This is a genomic window from Luteibacter yeojuensis, from assembly GCF_000964085.1.
GTDB classification, from domain to species: Bacteria; Pseudomonadota; Gammaproteobacteria; order Xanthomonadales; family Rhodanobacteraceae; genus Luteibacter; species Luteibacter yeojuensis_A.
Window position 1 is genome coordinate 36,528 of record NZ_JZRB01000009.1, and the last position, 18,748, is coordinate 55,275.

The 18,748-nt window shown below is 67.5% G+C and carries 7 protein-coding genes; 2 read left to right on the forward strand and 5 right to left on the reverse strand.

Features of this window, described 5'->3' with window-relative positions:
- Positions 1–95: 95 nt before the first annotated feature.
- Positions 96–977 (reverse strand): glycine betaine ABC transporter substrate-binding protein, encoded by an 882-nt coding sequence (locus VI08_RS05095; RefSeq protein WP_045828481.1) that lies wholly within the window; start codon positions 975–977, stop codon positions 96–98.
- 107 nt (positions 978–1,084) lie between these two features.
- Positions 1,085–3,685 (reverse strand): glycoside hydrolase family 31 protein, encoded by a 2,601-nt coding sequence (locus VI08_RS05100; RefSeq protein ID WP_045828482.1) that lies wholly within the window; start codon positions 3,683–3,685, stop codon positions 1,085–1,087.
- A 154-nt stretch (positions 3,686–3,839) separates the two neighbouring features.
- Here VI08_RS05100 and VI08_RS05105 point away from each other — a divergent pair, with 154 nt between their 5' ends.
- Entirely contained in the window at positions 3,840–4,094 is a 255-nt protein-coding gene (locus VI08_RS05105; protein ID WP_045828483.1) for a CsbD family protein, read from the forward strand.
- Positions 4,095–4,197: 103 nt separating this feature from the next.
- Here the strand turns inward: VI08_RS05105 and VI08_RS05110 are convergent, their stop codons facing one another.
- The 3 genes from VI08_RS05110 to VI08_RS05120 form a co-directional block, all read right to left on the reverse strand.
- On the reverse strand, positions 4,198–5,901 hold the full coding sequence (locus VI08_RS05110; RefSeq protein ID WP_052697699.1) for a ShlB/FhaC/HecB family hemolysin secretion/activation protein: 1,704 nt from the start codon (positions 5,899–5,901) through the stop codon (positions 4,198–4,200).
- Between the two features lie 34 nt (positions 5,902–5,935).
- Entirely contained in the window at positions 5,936–16,276 is a 10,341-nt protein-coding gene (locus VI08_RS05115; protein ID WP_045828484.1) for a YDG domain-containing protein, read from the reverse strand.
- A gap of 349 nt (positions 16,277–16,625) precedes the next feature.
- Positions 16,626–17,618, reverse strand: a complete 993-nt coding sequence (locus VI08_RS05120) for an aldo/keto reductase (protein WP_045828485.1) — start codon at positions 17,616–17,618, stop codon at positions 16,626–16,628.
- A 111-nt stretch (positions 17,619–17,729) separates the two neighbouring features.
- Here VI08_RS05120 and VI08_RS05125 point away from each other — a divergent pair, with 111 nt between their 5' ends.
- Positions 17,730–18,626 (forward strand): LysR family transcriptional regulator, encoded by an 897-nt coding sequence (locus VI08_RS05125; RefSeq protein WP_045828486.1) that lies wholly within the window; start codon positions 17,730–17,732, stop codon positions 18,624–18,626.
- Positions 18,627–18,748 lie beyond the last annotated feature (122 nt).

Here is an 18,748-nt window from a genome sequence, read left to right on the forward strand (position 1 = left end):
CTGTGCGCGACGCCTTTCGCGAGGCGCAACAGGCCCTGTGCCGTTTTCGCGAGAAGCGTCGCCCACGGGGTAGGCTCCTACAGAGGCATGCCCTGTCATTGGGTGAGTCCCTGCTGGCGCAAATAGTCAGCCGCCACCTCTGACGCATCCTCGCCGTTGATCTGCGTGCGGGCGTTGAGCTGGCGCAGGCGCTCGACGGTGAGCGGGGCGAACGCGGCTTGCAGCGCGCCGCGCATGGCGGGGTAGCGCTTGAGCACGGCGTCGCGCACCACGGGCGCGGGCTGGTACACCATCTCCACGCGTTTCGGATCCTCCAGCACCACCAGGCCGGTCACCGCGATGGCGCCGTCGGTGGAGTAAACCATGCTTGCGTTCACCCCGGAGGTGCCTTCGGCCGCGGCCTTGATCGTGGCCGAGGTATCGCCGCCCGCCACGACCAGCAGCTGCTCGCCGGTGAGCGCGAAGCCATAGGCTTTCTGGAAGGCGGGCAACGCCGCATCGCTCTCCACGAATTCCGCCGAGCCCGCCAGCAGCACGCCGCCGGCGCGCGCCCAGCGGGCGAAATCGTCGAGCGTGCGCAGGCGCTGTGCGGCCGCGACATCCTTGCGCACGCCGATGGCCCAGTGGTTGTCCGCCGGCGCGGGCGTGAGCCATGTCACGTGGTTGGCCTGGTCCAGCCGGGCGGCCAGCGCATAGGCCTTCGCGGCATCGCGGAACGCCGGGTCGCTTTCGCGGTGGAAGAAAAACGCGGCGTTGCCTGTGTATTCCGGGTACACGTCGAGGTCGCCGCCAAGCAGCGCGCGGCGCACGATCGACGTAGGCCCCAGTTGCGTGCGGTCGACGACCGGGATGCCTTGGGCCTTCAATACCTGCAGCACCACCTGGCCGAGGAAGGCGCCTTCGTTGTCGGCTTTGGAGCCGACGCGCACGGCTTCCTGCCCATGCACCCCTCCCACCACGAACAGCAAGGCAGCCATGTAGGAGCGCACCCCGTGCGCGACGCCTTTCGCGACACCGCCACAGGGCGTGTGGGGTGTCGCGAAAAGATGTCGCCCACGGGGTGGGCTCCTACGGGGGGTGCGCATCAGCGGCCTAGCAGATCCGCGAAGGTTTGCTTGAACGCGTCGTCGATGGGCGTGGCGTTGACGCTGGCGGGCAGGCCCTTGAAACGCGCCTCGAACTCGGCCACCGCGTCGGTGAAGCGCTGCGCGCGGCCTTCGTCGTCGCCCTGCTCCACCGCGTAGGCCAGCACGCGCGCGGCCTGGCTGGCGAGGTCGACGTCGTCGGGCAGCGCCGAGATATCGCCCCACACCTGCTTCAGGTAGAACACGGCCTCGCCCGCACGGCGCATGCGGTGTAGCAGGCCGCGCGGCATGGCGTGCTCGGGCGCGAAGCGCGCGACGATGTCCTGCGCGCGATCGACGAGGCGCGGGCCCAGGTCGATGCGGATGCTCAGCGACGCCGTATCGAACAGCCACGTGCGCGGCTGCGGTTCCGCGCTGTACGGCAGCGCCTCGCCGTTCACTTCCACGCTCTCGGGGATGCCCGCGTCGAGCAGTTCCACCACGTAGCGGCGCGTGGTGGGCCGGCCCTTGTACTGGCCTTCCATCGCATCGATGTGCACGCGGTGCGCGCGATCGCCGCGGCGGCTGCGCACGCAGGTGCGCGCGAACTCTCCATCCTGGTAACCCTGGGTGGCGCCATCGTCGTCGTACAGCGCCGTGGAGCCATCCTCGCCCGGGAACACCTGCAGGATGAGCGTACTGGGCACGCTGGCCAGGTTACGCATGCCCTCGGGGTACAACGGCACCACGCTGCCCGGCCGTACGAAAATGGGGATCTCCTCGAGCGTGTACGAGCGCTCGAGCATGCCACCGCCCTCGAAGGCCTCGGCGCCATCGCGGCTGTACCACAGCCCCGGCGGCAGCCACACGGGGAACGGGGCCGTGCCATCCGCGCCCACCGGCGCCGTCACCGGCGCCACCAGCACGTCGTTGCCAAACATGTATTGCGCCGGGTGCGCGTAGGCTTCCTCGTGCTCCGGCCAGTGGTAATACATGGGCCGCACCAGCGACATGCCCGAATCGTACGCATCGCGCGCGGCGCCGTAGATATACGGTGCCAGCTGGTATCGCAGGCGGATGGCCGCGAACACCGCGTCGCCGTACGGCGGCCCGAAGTGCCACGGCTCCTTGTGCAGGCTGGCCTCCTTCGCCGAATGCGTGCGCAGCACGGGCGAGAACACGCCCAGCTGCATCCACCGCGCATACAACTCGGGGTCGAGGTGGCGCTCCGGCCGCGGGATGTGCTTGTGGAACGTGTGCCCGCCGATGTCGTGGCTCCAGTACCCGTAGAGCACGTTCGACGCCATGGCCGTGAAATGCGGCTGGTAGGCCAGCGAGGTCCAGCTGATGACGCTATCGCCCGAGAAACCGATGGGGTAGCGGTGGTTACCCAGCCCGCCCCAACGGTGGTAGATGAGCCCGCGCTGCTCGCCGCCGCGCTGCATCTCGGTGAAGAACACATGGTTGAGCCACCACGTGTTCGACAGCCCCGGAAACGCCTTCGATTCCTTCCACTGCTGCCAGTCGAGCCACCAGAAATCCACGCCCTCCTGCTCCAGCGGGTGCAGCACCGTATCGAACAATGCGCGCATGTAGGGTTGCGATGCGCCTTCGAACGGGATGGGCGCCTGGGTGGAGGTATCCCACGACAGCGCGCTCGCCATCGCTTCGTATTTTTCTTCGTGCGGCATCACGCCCGACGCGGGGTGCAGGTTCAGGGTGATGCGCAGGTGCTCGCCATGCGCCCAGCGCATGAAGGCCTTCGGGTCGGGGAACAGGCTGCGGTTGAAGGTGTAGCCCGTCCAGCCACTCTGCTCGCCGAACACGTCTTTTTCTTCGTGGCCGGGCCGCAGCGACAGGCCTGGCGTGGTGTGCCAGTCCATGTCCAGCACCAGCACGTCGAGCGGTATGCGCTCCTTCTCGAACCGGGCGCCCAGCGTGCGCAGCTCCTCGTCGGAGTAATTCCAGTAGCGCGACCACCAGTAGCCGAACACGAAGCGCGGCGGGATGGGCTGTGGACCCGCGATGGCGGCGAAATCGGCCAGCGCGGCGCGGAAATCATGGCCGTAGCCCATGAAATACCAATCCTGCCGCTCGCCCTCGGGGCGCTCGGCCACCCAGCCCTCGTCATCGATGCCGAAGCTGGCCGTGTCGTCGACCACATGCCAGCCATCGCGGGCGATGAGGCCCTCCTCCAGGGGCAGCTTGCTGCCGTCCTGCCAGGTATCGCCGTCGTAGCGGTCCAGGGTACGGAACGTGCCGCCCAGGTTCTGGGCCTGGGTATCGCCCGGGTGCCAGGTGGCCTCGCGGCCCGGGCCGCGGACGAGGATCTGCAGGTTTTCGGCGCTGAAGCGGCCGCTGCCCTTGGTGTAGCGCAGGCGCAGCAGGCCGGTATCGACCTGCAGCGTGGCCTCGTCCTCGTCGATATGGAACGGGGGCACGTCGAGCGCCCGGTGCACCACCACCTGGGTGCGGATATCGCGGAACTGCCCGTCGGCGCTCCATTCCAGGCGGATGAGCCGCGGCGTCAGCACGGTGAAACGCACTGGGCCGCGCTGGATCGTGGCCTCGGGCCAGGCGGCCGCGCCGGGCCCGGGGGAACGGCCTTTCGTGGCTTCCATGGGAGGGCACACCCCTTGTTCAACCAGAGAGGTGGTCGATTATGACGCGTTGCGGCATGGACTGGCGGTGAAGGTTTGACGTCGATTTGGCGAATCGTGCACTCCGTCGCAGGCACCTTTGCACGGTCAACCCATGACGGAAGGAGGACCCACCATGAACGAAGACCAGATCCGCGGTGCCGCGAACACCATTGGCGGCCGTGTGCAGCGCGCCGCTGGCGCCCTGGCAGGCGATCACGGCCTTGAAGGCGAAGGCGCCATCCGCGAGACCGCCGGCCGCGTCCAACAGAAGGCAGGCGACGCCGTCGAGCACGTCCGTGACGCCGTGGCCCACCGTCCGCTCGGCGCCATCCTCAGCGGCTTCGGCGTGGGCATCCTCGTCGGCATGCTGCTGGCCCGCCGCGATTAAGCCAAGCCCCGACCCATGACGTAGGAGCCCACCCCTGTGGGCGACAGCTGTTCGCGAAAAGCTGTCGCCCACAGTGTGGGCTCCTACGTGTCTGCAGAAGGGCTTAGTTGAAGCCCTTCTGCACCTGGATCCAGAAGCGGGACTTGGTGTCGGCATCGCGCAGCACCACCGGCGTGTTGCCGATCTTGTGCGACGCGGTGGCCGCGACCATCCAGTTGCCCGGTGCCGCCCAGCGCAGGCCCAGGCCCGCGCTGCTCAGCCGGCCACGGTTGACGCCGGGCGTGAAGGCATCCTTGTACAGCGCGACCCGGCCCGAATCGGCGAACAGCGACGCCTGGAAGCGGCCCGGCACGCTGGCGAAGCCAAAATCGTGGCGGTATTCCGCGGTGAACAGGTTGCCCTGCGAACCCGAGAGCGCGCCCGTGTCGTAGCCGCGCACCGTGTTCGAGCCACCGAGGAAGAACTGCTCGGAGGTATCGAGGTTCTTGCTCGACCACTGCATGCTGTAACCGGCGTAGAGCGCATCGTTCGCGCCCAGCTGCTGCAGGCGCGATAGCGATAGGCTGTACTTGTTGTAGGTGCCGCTGGTACGGGCGGTCAGCGTATCGATCAGCGACGCGAGGCCATCGGTGATCGTCACCTTGCCGTGCGAGGCGCTGACGTTGAAGTTCGTCACGCCATGGTCATCGCGCTCATCACCGGCCAGCGAAGCGACCCACACATTGGCGTGGCGGTCGTTATTGATATCGACCAGGCCAATATCGTCCTTGAGCAGCTTGTGGTCGAACTCCAGCTGGCCGTACAGGTTGCCGGCCGTGGTGCGCACGAACGGATGGGTCAGCGTCAGGCTGGCCACCTTGGCCGAGCCCGAGGCATCGAGCGCGGACAGGTCGTCGCCGAGGTGGTAATGCAGCGCCGACACGGCGGCACGCAAGGTGGTGCCCTGGCCGTTGAGCAGGTAGCGGTACCCGCCCTGGAAGTAATTCATGCCGCCGCCGGAGCTCAGTGCGCTGAAATCGAGCAAGTCGCCACGGTGCAGCAGGCTGTTCACGTAGAAGTTGCCGCCCACGCGCGCACGGCCCGTGTAGGCGTTGCCGAAGTTATCGGCACCCACGGTGCCCGTGTAGCGCGACGTCCCCGCCGCGTCGACCACGAGATCGGAGGTGCCCGGCTCGTCGCCCGGGCGGATCGCCGAGCTGGGCTGCACGCCCGGGATATCCGACAGCAACAGCAGGCTGCGCTCCAGCGTGCCGTTGGCCACGGCCGAGCCGGCCTGCAGCGGCGCCAGCGTGGCGCGCAGCGTATCGTCGCTGACCGTGCTGCCGTTCTGCAGCACCACCTTGCCGTAACGCGCCTCGACCACGGCGATTTTCACGATGCCGTTCTCGAGCGTCTGCGCCGGCACATACACCCGCACCAGCGGGTAGCCCGCCTTCAGGTACGCGTCGCTGATGCGGTCGGCCAGCACGTCGAGGTCATCGAGCGAAAGGCGCTTGCCTTCGCTGCCCGCCACCAGCGCGTGCAGCGTCCCGGCCGGCAGCAAGGTGTTGCCGACGACCTGGATCCCGTTCACCTGGAACGCGTGCGTATCCTTCGCGTGCTGGTAGCCCGGCCGCGCCATGCGCAGGTCGAGGTCGGACGGCGGCACGGTGGCCGGTTGCTGCGGCAGCTGCTGCATGAGCAGGCCGGCGTTGGGCAGCTGGGTGCCGCCCGGCAGGGACTGGGCGTGCGCGCCGCCCGGGAAGGCCAGTGCGGTAGCGATGGCCAGCGCGCCCAGGCGGGCCAGGGGGAAAGGCTTCGTGTTCATGTGTTCCATGGGAATGCGTGCGTGGGTCATGCGGTTACTGCACCTGCGCCGGCATGCGCACGCCGCCGTCGACCACCTTCAGGGCCATGCCCGAAGTGAAGTCGTCGCGCGAACGGTTGCGTTCCACCTGGCGGTGCCACTTCTTGTTGTTACCGGTGTAGATGCCCACGGTGTCGTCGTCGGCCAGGCCATACGGCGTCGGCAGCACCGCGCGGCCCGTGACGGCATACGCCTGCGCGACCACGCCCTGGTCGATGCCGAAATCCGGGCCACGGGCGCCGGTGATATCCGCCTGGGTCATCGCCGTGGTGCTGGTCAGGGTGTAATTGCCTGCATCGGCACCGCCCAGCGCCAGCCCGGTCACCAGCACCGGCTTGCCGGTGCCGAGGTTCGCGGTGTCGAAGTTGGCGCCGCCCATGAGGAACTGCAGCACGTCGCCCGGCACCACGTTGTTCGCGCCCAGCGTCACCACGTCGAGCGTATTGCCGTCGAACATCTTGTTGGTGCCGGTGGCATCCACCGTGATGGCACGCGGCGTGATGGTGAGCGTGTCGTTGCCACCGAGCAGCGTGTAGTTGCCCGCGAGGCCACCGTTGCCGCCATCCACCAGCGCCAGCGAGCCGAGCGACGTGACGGCCTTGCCGTTGCCCACGTTCTTGTCGGCCACGTGGCCGGTGCCGGCCACGCTGACCGTTTCACCGTTGAGGCCCGCCAGCACGCCGCCCTGGCCGAACACGCTGCCCGCGGCATCCACCGTGCCGTCGTAGACGCGCGTGCCGGTGAGGTCGAGCACATACGGGGTGATGCTGGCCGTGGTCGTGGTGGTGGTGCTGCCGAGCACGTAGTTGCCGGCATCCACGCCCATCTTGGTCAGGCCGGCCACGAGCACCGCCTTGCCGGTGGCGGCGTTGGCGTCGCTGAAGTTCGCCGAGCCGTACCCGAAGGCCACCACGTCGCCGGCGACCACGCCCTGGCTACCCAGGGACGTGACCGTGGCGCGCGTGCCGGTGTCGTACACCTTGTCCCCGGCCGTGGCGCTGACCAGGATCGACTTGGGCGTGACGTTGGCAGTGAGGCCCGTCGCCGTGGTGAACGTGTAGTTCGCCGCGTCGGCGCCAGCCACCGTCATGTGCGTGGCCACGGCCTTGCCGGTACCCACGTTCTTGTCCTGCAACGTGCCCTGCGCCGCGTTGCCCAGCGTCACCTGGTCGCCCGCCACGAGCCCGACCAGGGCCGCGCCGGAGAGGCCCACCACGGTGCCGCCGTCGTAGACGCGGTCGTTCGCCGTGGCCGTGGCACCCAGGGCCTTCGGCGTGATGCTGAGCGTATCGTTGCCGCCGACCAGCGTGTAGTTACCTGCCAGGCCGCCGTTGCCGCCATCCGCCAGCGCCAGCGTACCGAGGTTGGCGAACGCCTTCTGCGCGCCCACGTTCTTGTCGGCGACATGGCCCGTGCCGGAAAGGTTGAGCGTCTCGCCGTTCAGGCCGGCCAGCACGCCGTGGTTGCCGAACAGGTCGGCGGCGGCGTCGACGCTGCCGTCGTAGATCCGCGTGCCAGCCAGGTCGAGCACATAGGGCGTGATGTTGGCCAGCGCGGCCACCGTGGTGCTGTTGAGCACGTAGTTGCCGCCGTCCGTGCCGCCCGCGGCAAGGCCGGTCACGGTGACCGTCTTGCCGTTGGCCACGTTGGCATCACCGAACGTCGCGCCGCCGGCGGTGAAGGCCACGCTATCGCCGGCCACCACGCCCTGGCTGGTAAGCGACGTGACCGTCGCGCCCGTGCTGGTGTCGTAGACCTTGTTGCCCGCCGTGGCCACCACGTCGATCGCCTTGGGCGTGATGCTCAGCGTGTCGTTGCCGCCCACCAGCGTGTAATCGCTGGCCAGGCCACCATTGCCGTCGGCCAGCGCCAGCGTGCCGCGGTTCGCGAAGGCCTTGTGGGTGCCCACGTTCTTGTCGGCGACATGGCCCGTGCCACTGAGGTTCAGGGTCTGGCCATTCAGCCCGGCCAGCTCGCCGTTGTTGCCGAAGAGGCTGGCCGCGGCGTCGACGCTACCGTCGTAGATGCGCGTACCGGCGAGGTCGAGCACGTAGGGCGTGATGTCCGCGAGCGCCGTGGTGCTCGCCGCGAAGGCATAGTCACCGGCATCCTGGCCGCTGGCCGTGATGCCCGAGATCGTCACCGTCTTGCCGTTGGCGGCATGCGCATCACCGAACATCGCCGCCGAGGACGCGAACGTGATGTCATCGCCCGATACCACGCCACCGCTGGTCAGCGAGGTGACCGTGGCGTCCGCCGTCGTGTCGTACACCTTGTTCGCGACGGCACCTGCCACTGCCACCGTCTTCGGCGTGATGGTGAGGTCATCCGTGCCACCGACCAGCGTGTAGTTCTGGGCGAGCCCACCGTTGCTGCCATCCTGCAACGCAAGCGTACCCAGGCTGGTGAAGGCCTTGTTGTTACCCACGTGCTTGTCGCCCACCGTGCCGCTGCCCACCAGCTGCACCGTCTGGCCCGCGATACCGGTGATCACACCGTGGTTGCCGAACAGCGCCGCGGCGGCGCCGTTGGTGCCGTCGTAGACACGCGTGCCCGAGATATCAAGGACCAGCGGCAGGATATTCGCCGTGGTCTGCGCGACGGTGTTGATGACGTAGTTGGCCGCGTCCTGGCCGTTCTTCGCGATACCCGTGACCGCGACGGTCTTGCCGTTGGCCGCGTTGGCATCGGAGAACATGGCCGAGCCGTACGTGAAGTTCACATCATCGCTGCCAAGCACGCCGTTGCTACCGATCGAGGTGAGGACGGCATTGCTCGTGGTGTCGTAGTTCTTGTCCGCGGCCGCAACGGCCACCGTGATGGCCAGCGGGTTGATGTTCGCGAAGAGGTTGGACGGCTGCGTGAACAGGTAGTTGCTGGCATCGCCACCCGAGATCGTCATGTTCGTGGTGACATCCTTGCCTGCCCCGACCGACTTGTCCTGGAACGTGCCCACCGTGGCGTTACCCAGCGCGACGTCGTCGCCTGCGATAAGGCCCGACAGCGCCGAGCCGCTGAGCGCCGCAAGGTTGGTGCCGTCGTAATCGCGGCTCAGCGCCGTGCTCGTGGCCGTCAACGCCCTGGGCGTGACCGTCAGCGAATCCAGCCCCCCGACCAGCGTGTAGTTCTGCGCCAGGCCGCCATTGCCACCATCCTGCAGGGCCAGCGTACCCAGGCTGGCGAAGGGCTTGTTGTTCCCCACGTTCTTGTCGCCGAGCATGCCGGCGCCCACCAGGTTCACGGTCTGCCCCGCGATACCAGCGATGACGCCATTGCTGCCGAACAGGCCAGCGGCCGCGCCCGTGCTGCCGTCGTAAACGCGCGTACCCGACAGATTGAGGACCACCGGCGTGATGTTCGCCAGCGTTTGCGCGGTGGTATTGATGGTGTAGTTGTTCGCGTCCGCGCCGCTCTTGGCAATGCCAACGACGTTGACCGTCTTGCCGTTGGCGACGTTCGCGTCGTTGAAATCCGCCGAGGCCGCCGTGAAGTGCACCTGGTCGCCGGCCAGCACGCCCTGGCTCGCAAGGCCCGTGAGCAGCGCGGAGGTGGTGGTGTCGTAGGTCTTGTCCGCCGCCGTGGCGACCACGTTGATGCCTAGCGGGGTGATGTTCGCCGTCGTCGTGGCATTGGCCGTGTAGCTGTAGTTGCCACTGTCGGCGCCACCCAGCGAACTGGCAAGGCTCACCTGCTTGCCATTGGCCACGTTCTTGTCGCCGAACGTACCACCGGTGATGAACGCCACGGTATCGCCATTGAGCACGCCCGTGAGCGTGCCATGGGTCGTTGCCGTGCGCGTGCTGTCGTAGACCTTGTTGTCAGCCGTGATCGCGCCAGTGATCGCGCGCTGGGTGATGTCGAGGCTGGACGTGCCGATCGCGTAGTTGCTGCCCAGCGAACCGTTCACGCCCTGCAGGGCCATGTCCGTCGCACCAGCAAACCCCTTGTTGATGCCTACGTTCTTGTTGGCCACGGTGGAGCTGCCGGTCAGCATGACCTGCTCGCCCGCCACGCCGTTGAGCGTGCCGTTGCTGCCGAACAGGCCCGAGGCCACGACCGTGCTGCCGTCGTAAACGCGCGTGCCGTGCAGGTTGATGATGTACGGCGTGATGTTGGCGGTGGTGCTGGCCGTCGTATTGGCAAGCGTGTAGTTACCGGCGTCGGTGCCGCTGGCGTTGACGCCGCTGACCGCCACGTTCTTGCCGTTACCCACATCCTTGGTGTCGAACACACTGGTGCCAGCGAAGTTCACCGTGTCGCCCGCCTTGACGCCCGCGCTGCTCAGCAGCGTGGTGGCAGCCGTGGTGCCGTCGTAGACCTTGTTGACGCCCTGCGCCCCCACGGTGATCGTGGCCGGCGTGATGCTGGCCTGCGCCGTCTGGACCGTGACGTTGTAGTTGCCGATATCGGTACCGCTAAACGTCATGTCGCCGGTGACGGTCTTGTTGTTGCCGACGTTCTTGTCCGAGAAGTGCGCGGTATTGGGGTTGATGATCGAGATGGTGTCCCCGGCGAACAAGCCCGTCAGGGTCTGGTTGCTGATCGTGGCCGCGGTCGTGCGGTCATAGACCTTGTCTGCCGCCGTGAAGGCGTAGGTAAGCGCCGCCTTCGTCACCGTGAGCTTGTCGGTGCCACCGATGAGGGTGTAGTTGCTGGCAAGCCCACCGTTGTTGCCATCACCCAGCGCGAGGGTGCCGAGAGAGAACGTCTTGTTGTTGCCGACGGTCTTGTCAGCCAGGTTGCCGCTGCCGCTCATCGCCAGCGACTCGCCACCGAAGCCCGTGTTGATCAGCCCGCCCGTGGTGAAGAGACCGGCATCGGCGTGGGTCGTCGAATCATAGACCCGCGTGCCGGTGAGGTTGATGACGCGCGGCGTGATATTCGCCGTGGTGGTCAGCGTGGTGTTGTCGATGACGTAGTTGCCCGCATCGGTGCCGTTCTTGTTGACACCCGTGACGGTCACCGTCTTGCCGTTGCCCACGTCCTTGTCGCTGAACGTGGCCGAGCCGTAGATGAAGTTGACGGTATCGCCGGCGATGACGCCGGCGCTGGCCACGGTCGCGCCGGGGTCGTTCACGGTGGCGTCGTACTGCTTGTTGGCGCCCGTGGCCGTGGCGGTGATGTGCAGCGCGTTGATCGCCGCCCGCGCCGTGCCGTTGGTGAAGGTGTAGTTGCCGGCGTCGGCGCCGCCGACCGTCATGCTGCCGGTCACCAGCTTGTTGGTGCCGACGTTCTTGGTATCGAACTTGCCCACGGTGGCGTTGTTCAGCACCACGTCGTCGCCCGCGACCAGGCCCGACGTGCCGTTATCCGTGGTCAGGGCGGCATTGGTGAGCACATCGTTGGTGGTGGCGTCGTACGTCTTGTCCGTGGCGGTGAAGGTGGCGGACAGCGCGCGCGGCGTGATCGTCACCCAATCGGTGCCGCCGACGAGCGTGTAGTTGCTGGCCAGGCCGCCGTTGCCACCGTCGGTGAGGGCCAGGCTGCCCAGGCTGCTGAACGACCAGCGGTTGCCCACGTTCTTGCTGGAAAGCGTGCCGCTGCCCGTGGCACCCAGGGTTTCGCCATTCACGCCCTGCAGCACGCCAAACAGCGAACCTGCGCCCGTGGTGGTGCCGTCGTACACGCGGCTGCCGGTGAGGTCGATGGCCTTGGGCTGGATGATGCCGTTGTTGCCGGCACCCGTGGACGGCAGCGCATAGTTCGCGAGGTTGGTACCCGCGTTGGCGAGGAAGTCGGAGGTGACCAGCGTGGATTCCACGCCCAGGCCGGTGCCGACGTTCTTGGTGGTGTAATTCGCGGTCGCCGACTGCGGCACCGTGGCGCCATCGGCTCCCACGAAACCGTCGAGGCGGTAATCGGCGGCGGTGAGCGTGGCCGAGTTGGTGCCGTCGTAGATCTTGGTCGGGCTGCCGATGATGACGGCGGTGAGCGGGGCCGGGTTGATCGTCGCCTTCAGGCCGGCCGGCTGGGTGAGCGCGTAGTTGCTGGCGCTGCCGCCCGTGAGCGAGAACGCGGTGACCGTCACGCCCAGGTTATCGCCGGCGTTGGCGGTGATGAAGGTGCCCTTGGCGTTGGTGCCGTCGAACCCGACGACGTCACTGCCCTGTACGCCGCTGAGGGCGGCGTTGCCGGCAATGGTCAGCGCCGCGTTGGCGTTGCCGTCGTAGACCTTGTTGTTGGCCGTGATGCCACTGAGTGTCAGGGTGGCCTTGTTGATGTTCGCGCTGAGGCCGGTGATCGGCTGCAGCAGGTAATTGGCGGCCTGCGAACCGGTGATGGCGAAGCCCGTCGCCGTCACGGCGACGCCGTTGCCCGCGTTGGCGGTGGCGAAGTTGGCGGTCACGCCGCTGAAGTTCGCCGCCACCTTGCTGGCGTCGCCCGCGTCGCTGTCGACCAGGCCGGCCAGGCGGGCATTGCCGGTGTTGAGCGTCGCGGTGGTCGAGCCCGACACGTACGTGCGGCTATTGGCGAAGATGCCCGTGATGAACAGCGGCGCCTGGTTGATCTGCCCGGGGCCCTGCGCACTGGTGGCCAGCGTGTAGTTCGACAGCAGGGTGCCGTTGTTGGCCAGGTAGTTACCCGGGGTGAGCTGTGCCGTGACGGTACGCGCACCCGCGTTGGCCGAATCGTAGCCCGCCGTCGCGGTCGGGTTGATGGAGCCACCCTCGTTGCTGGCCCAGCCACCGATGGTGAAGTTCCCCGAGGTCAGCGCCACGGCCGTCGAGCCGTTGTAGACCTTGGTCGGCGTGCCGGTGATCGACACCACCAGCGCGGCCGGCGTGATGTTGCCCACGCCGAGCACCGGCGTGTTGATCTGGTAGTTGCCCAGCTCCTGCTGCGTCGTGCCGTTGGTACCCGTGAGGTCGGTGATCGCCAGCTGCGCGGAGAGCGGCACGTTGGTGCCGACGTTCTTCTGGCCGAACGTGCCCTGGATACCATCGTTCACCACCGCGCTATCGCCGTTGACGAAGCCGCTGAGCGTGAAGTTGTTGCTGTTGAGAGTGATGCTGGTGCTGCCGTCGTACACCTTGGTGGCGTTGACGATGCCCGCGTTGAGCACGAACGAGCCGGTGAGCGGCGCAGGCGTGATCGTGCCCGAGCCGGTCCAGGTGGTGGGCAGCAGGTAGTTCGACAGCAGCGTGCCGTTGGCCGCGGTGAAGTTACCCGCAGCCACCGAGCCCAGCGTCACGCCGCGTGCGCCGGCATCCTTGCTGTCGTACGCGCCGGCGACAGTACCGCCGAAGCTGGCGTTGATGCCCTCGCCCGGGACGAAGCCGTTCAGGGCCAGGTTGTTCGCAGCGAGCGCCGCGGTGGTGGTGCCGTCGTACACCTTGGTCGGGTTGTTGACGACCTGGCCGGTCAGCTGCAGCGGGTCGATCTTGCCAAGGCCCGAGCCCAGCACCGTCGGCACGAACGTGTAGTTCGACATGAGGGTGCCCGACGCCGGCGTGAAGTCGGACGGCTGCAGGCGGGCGGTGACATCGATGCCGTTGCCGGCGTTGGCGCTGGCGTAGGTGGCGGAGCTCTGGGCCACCGTGGCGCTTTGCGTGCCGATGAAGCCGGCGATGGTGAAGTTGGCGGCACCGAGCGTGACGGCGTTGGTGCCGTCGTAGGTCTTCTCGGGCGTGCCACGCATGGTGATGGTGAGCACGGCGGGCGTGATCGCGGCCACGAACGTCGGCTGGTTCAGCGCGTAGTTGCCGGCGGCGGTGCCGCCCAGGCCAAACCCCGTGGCGGTCACCGTCAGGTTGTTGCCCACGTTGGCCTGGCTGAAGCGCGCCGTGGCGCCGGCCGTGGCCAGGCTCACGTCATCGCCGGCGATGGCGCCGCTGAGGCGGCCAGCGGCCGTGTTCAGCGTGGCCGCCGTGGTGTTGTCGTAGGTCTTGTTGCCAACCGTGACCGAACCGCTGGCCACGCTCAGCGTCTTGCGCGTGATGTTCGCCGTGAGGTTCGTGGGCGGGGTCAGCACGTAGTTGTTCTTCTTCGCGCCATTGAGCACGAAGCCGGAAAGCGACACGGCGAGGCCATTGCCCACATTGGCCTGCGAGAACGTGCCGACGGCCGCGCTGCTGTCGAGCGTGACCTGGCCCGAATCGGGCGCGATGACGCCGAACAGCTTGGCGCCGCTGGTGTTCACCGAGCCGTTGGTGGTGCCGTCGTAGGTCTTGTTGTTGGCCAGCAGCCCGCTGATCAGCAGCGGCGCCTGGTTGATGTAGCCCAGGCCCGTCGCCGCGGTGGGCAGCGCATAGTTCGACAGCTTGGTGCTGCCGGTGGCGGTGAAGTTCGTCACCGAGAAGGTCGCGTTGACCGCCTCCACGCCTGCATCCGAGCCCGCGTAGGCGATGGAGCTGGGCTGCTTCACCGTGGCGCCGTCGCTGCCGATGAAGCCGTCGATCTGGTAGTTCGACGACGACAGGGTGGCGGTGGTGGTGCCGTCGTACACCTTGGTGGGGTTGCCCACGATGGAGGCCGTCAGCTGCTTCGGCGTCACCTGGCCGATGGCGGCCGTGACCGGCGCGCCGCCCAGCGTGTAGCCGTAAACGGTGGCACCGTTGTTGGTGATGGCGATGTTGCCGATCGACGAGGGCGAGGTGACATTGATACCCGTCGCCACGTCGGCCGATGCCCAGGTGCCGGTGGCGGAGGCGACCGTATCGCCACCGAGCAGGCCCGTGGCGGTGATGTTCGACGTGCCGATGGTGCCCGAGGTGCCGCCGTCGTATACCTTGGCCGCCGTGCCGGTTAGCCCGGTGATCTGTACCGTCGGCGCCACCGAGTACACCAGCGCATTGCCGGTGCCGGCCAGCGTCGAGCTGGTGTTGGCGTTGTACTGGATGAAGTTGGGGGCCAGGCCGCCCAGCGTGTTGGCCGCCGGGTTAACCGTGTAAAGCTTCCAGTTGCTGCCGAGCGCGCCGGCGCCCGCGCTGTTGGTGAACTTGCTGGCCTGCAGCTTCGCGCCCGCGCCCGCGGAAAGGCCACCGGCATTGCCGATGGCCAGCGTGCCGTTCGGCGCGTTCATCACGATGCCGCCGGTACCGGTGACGCCCGCGTTCACGTTGATGTTGCGGAACGCATCCAGCTGGAAGGTGGCGGCGGCGTTGTTCCAGCTGACGGCGGCGTTGATGTTGATATCGCCGTTACCAGGCGCCTGCGTGCCGGGGCCCGACGCGGTGGTGGCCGTCGTCGTCTCCGTCACATTGGTGCCGCTGTTGAGCGTGCTTGAGATGGTCGACGCGGCGGCCGCGTCGATGGTCAGGTCGACCGGATCGACCAGCCAGGTGCCCGCCGCGCCCTTCGGCGCGGACGCGCGGATGGCCGCGTCATGGGCGAGCTCGAAGTGCGCCGCCGAGGTTTCGATGAGGCCGCCGTTGCCACCCGTGGGGGCGCTGGCATCGAGCGTACCGCCCACCTGGACGGTGCCCGCCTCCATGCCACCCAGCAGGGTGATGGTGCCGTTGTGCTCCTGCACCGCCTGGGCCTGCACCACGCCGGTGTTGTTCACCACGCTGGCCACCAGCGAGGCGCGGGCGCCTGCGGTCATGAGCACCGTGCCGCCATCGGCGACGATGAGGTGGCGGTTCTCCACCAGGCTCCGCACGGTGTTTTCGTCCACCACCAGGTGCATCAGGTGGTTGTCGGCGAACGTGAGCGTCACCGCGGTGCCGCCGGCGAGCGCCACCGTGCCCAGCTGCGCGCGGATCACGCCCTGGTTCGATACGTCGTTGCCGAGCAGCGCGGCATAGCCGCCCGCCGCCGTCGTGATGCTGCCCTGGTTCACCACCTTGCCGCGGCCGTTACCGGCGAAGCGCACCGTGCCCGATGCCGAGCCGTCATCGGCCAGGTCGAGCGTGGATGCGACGATGCCGCCCACGTTCACCTGGGCATCCTTGCCGAACAGCACGCCGTTCGGGTTGATGAGCCACACCTGGCCGTTGGCGTTGAGGTGGCCGAAGATCTCGCTGCCGCTGTTGCCCAGCACGCGGTTCACCGCGATGGCGCTGGCGCCCGGCTGCACGAAGTTGACCGTCTGGTCGGCGCCGATGTCGAAGGTCTGCCAGTTGATCGACAGCTTCTGGCTGCCCTGCTGGATGGTGGTCGTGTTGCCCACCTGGTTGATTGAGCCCGAGCCCGCCACCACCTGGCCGCCGCCCGGCGCGTTCGCGGCCTGGGCAAGCCCCGTCATGCCAAGCGAGGCCGACAGGAAGCAGAGCAGGAGGGCGCGGCGGCCGAGCGGGCTGCGCTGCACCCCGCCGGTGTTGCTCTTCGCAAGTTCCGAGGCCGGAACCCAGGCCTTGAGGGTACGGTTCCAGCAGAGGCGGTAGATGTGGTTCATTGCGAAGTGCGTCCTGTTCTCTCATGAGAGGCCGGACGTACAGCGGCAACCGCCTTGCCCCCGCTTGGGGGCCGGCAACGGCATGCGCAGGTGGCACTGGCGAACGCATGCACGGCGGCGCCACCTCAGGCCGCGCGGGGCGGTTGGTGGTCGCGCACTCGTGTGGTTCATTTAACGGCCCGGCCCTGCCGGCTACCGCCCCCCAGCCCCTGTCATCTCGTCGCGATAGGCCTGACGCCCCTGTCGTCCATTACGTCGACCAAAAGCCGGCCGATAGTCGGTTATCGGCCGGACGCGATAGTAATTGAGACGTACGTCACATTAAAAGTGCCTACCCGCGCACAAACCCTTACCGGCCCAGCAGCTTCGCCAGGTGCTCGGGGTAACGCTCACCCGTCACCTCGATGGCGGCGGCGGCCGCCTCGATGTGCGCAAGATCCTGCGCGGACAGCACCAGCCCGGCCGCCGCCACGTTCTCCTCCATCCGGTGGCGCTTGGTGGTACCCGGGATAGGCACCACCCACGGCTTGCGCGAAAGCAGCCATGCCAGTGCCACCTGGGCGGGCGTCGCGGCCTTGTCCTTCGCGATGGCCTGCAGCAGGTCCACCAGTGCCTGGTTCGCCTGCATGGCCTCGGGCGTGAAGCGCGGCAGGATCTTGCGGAAATCGCCTTCGCCGATCGGCGTCTCCTTGTTCATGGCGCCCGTGAGGAAGCCCTTGCCCAGCGGGCTGTAGGCCACCAGGCCAATGCCCAGCTCCTCGCACGTGGCCAGGATGCCGTTGGTCTCCGGCGTGCGCGTCCACAACGAATACTCGTTCTGCAGCGCGGCCACCGGCTGCACCGCGTGCGCGCGGCGGATGGTTTCCACGCCCGGCTCCGAGAGGCCGAAGTGGCGCACCTTGCCCGCGGTGATGAGGTCCTTCACCGCCCCCGCCACCTCCTCGATGGGCACGTTCGGGTCCACGCGGTGCTGGTACAGCAGGTCGATGGTGTCGATGCCCAGGCGCTTCAGAGAGGCATCGGCCACCTGTTTGATATGTTCCGGGCGGCTATCCAGCCCCTGCTGCTTGCCATCGGCATCGATGGCGAAGCCAAACTTCGTGGCGATCACCACCTGGTCGCGGATCGGCGCCAACGCCTTGCCCACCACCACTTCGTTGGTGAACGGGCCATACACCTCGGCCGTGTCGAAGAACGTCACGCCGCGATCGAACGCGGCGCGGATGAGGTCGATGGCCTCGGCCTCCGGCGTCACCGTGCCGTAGCCGAAGTTCAGGCCCATGCAGCCAAAGCCGATGGCGGAGACATCCAGCCCGCTGTTGCCTAGCGTGCGCTTCTGCATAAATCACCTCGTGGAAGGGGGCATTGGGGAAGGTAGACACCCAATGTAGGCCCACGCCCGCTGGTGAACTAGCCACATCACTAAGCTAGGGCTTATGAAATCCTGATATAAATGACCATGCGCAAGGATATCCAGGACATCATCGCCTTCATCGCCGTCGCCCGCGAACGCAGCTTCACACGCGCCGCGGCGAAACTCGGCACCTCGCAGTCGGCGTTGAGCCACACGGTGCGCGGGCTCGAGGCGCGGCTGGGCGTGCGGCTGCTCACCCGCACCACGCGCAGCGTCTCCCCCACCGAGGCAGGCGAGCGGCTGCTCGTGTCGGTCGGGCCCCGCCTCGACGAGATCGAGGAGGCGATGGACGCCCTCGGCGAGTTGCGCGAAAAGCCCGCCGGCAAGCTGCGCATCACCACGGCCGAGCACGCGGCCAACACCATCATCTGGCCGGTGCTTGAAACCTTCCTGCCGCGGTACCCGGATATCTCGGTCGACGTGGACGTGAACTACGGCATGATCGACATCGTCGCCGAGCGCTTCGACATCGGCATCCGCCTCGGCGAGCAGGTGGCAAAGGACATGATCGCGGTGCGCATCGGGCCCGACATGCGCATGGCCGTGGTCGGGGCGCCATCGTATTTCGACGGCCGCAAGCCGCCGAAGACCCCGCAGGACCTCACCGCGCACAACTGCATCAACCTGCGGCTGCCGACGCATGGTGGCCTCGCCGTGTGGGACTTCACCCGCGGCGGGCGCGACGTGAAGGTGCGCGTCGACGGCCAGCTTGTCGTCAGCAACGGCACGCAGATGCTGGGCGCGGCACTGCGCGGGCTGGGCCTGGCATGGGTGCCGGAGGACCTGGTGCTACCGCACCTGGCCGAGGGCACGCTGGTGCGCGTGCTGGAAAAGTGGTGCGAGCCGTTCGACGGCTACCACCTTTACTACCCTAACCGCCGACAGGGCTCGCCGGCGCTTTCGTTGCTGGTGGAGGCGTTGCGGTATCGGGGGTGAGCAATGCCTTGGCGAACGCAGGATCTTTCTCGATCCGGTGCCGGATCGTTTCGAGATAATCAACGAGCATGTTGCTCACGGGTCAGGAAAACAATCGCCATCCTAGGGCGACTCGATGAAAC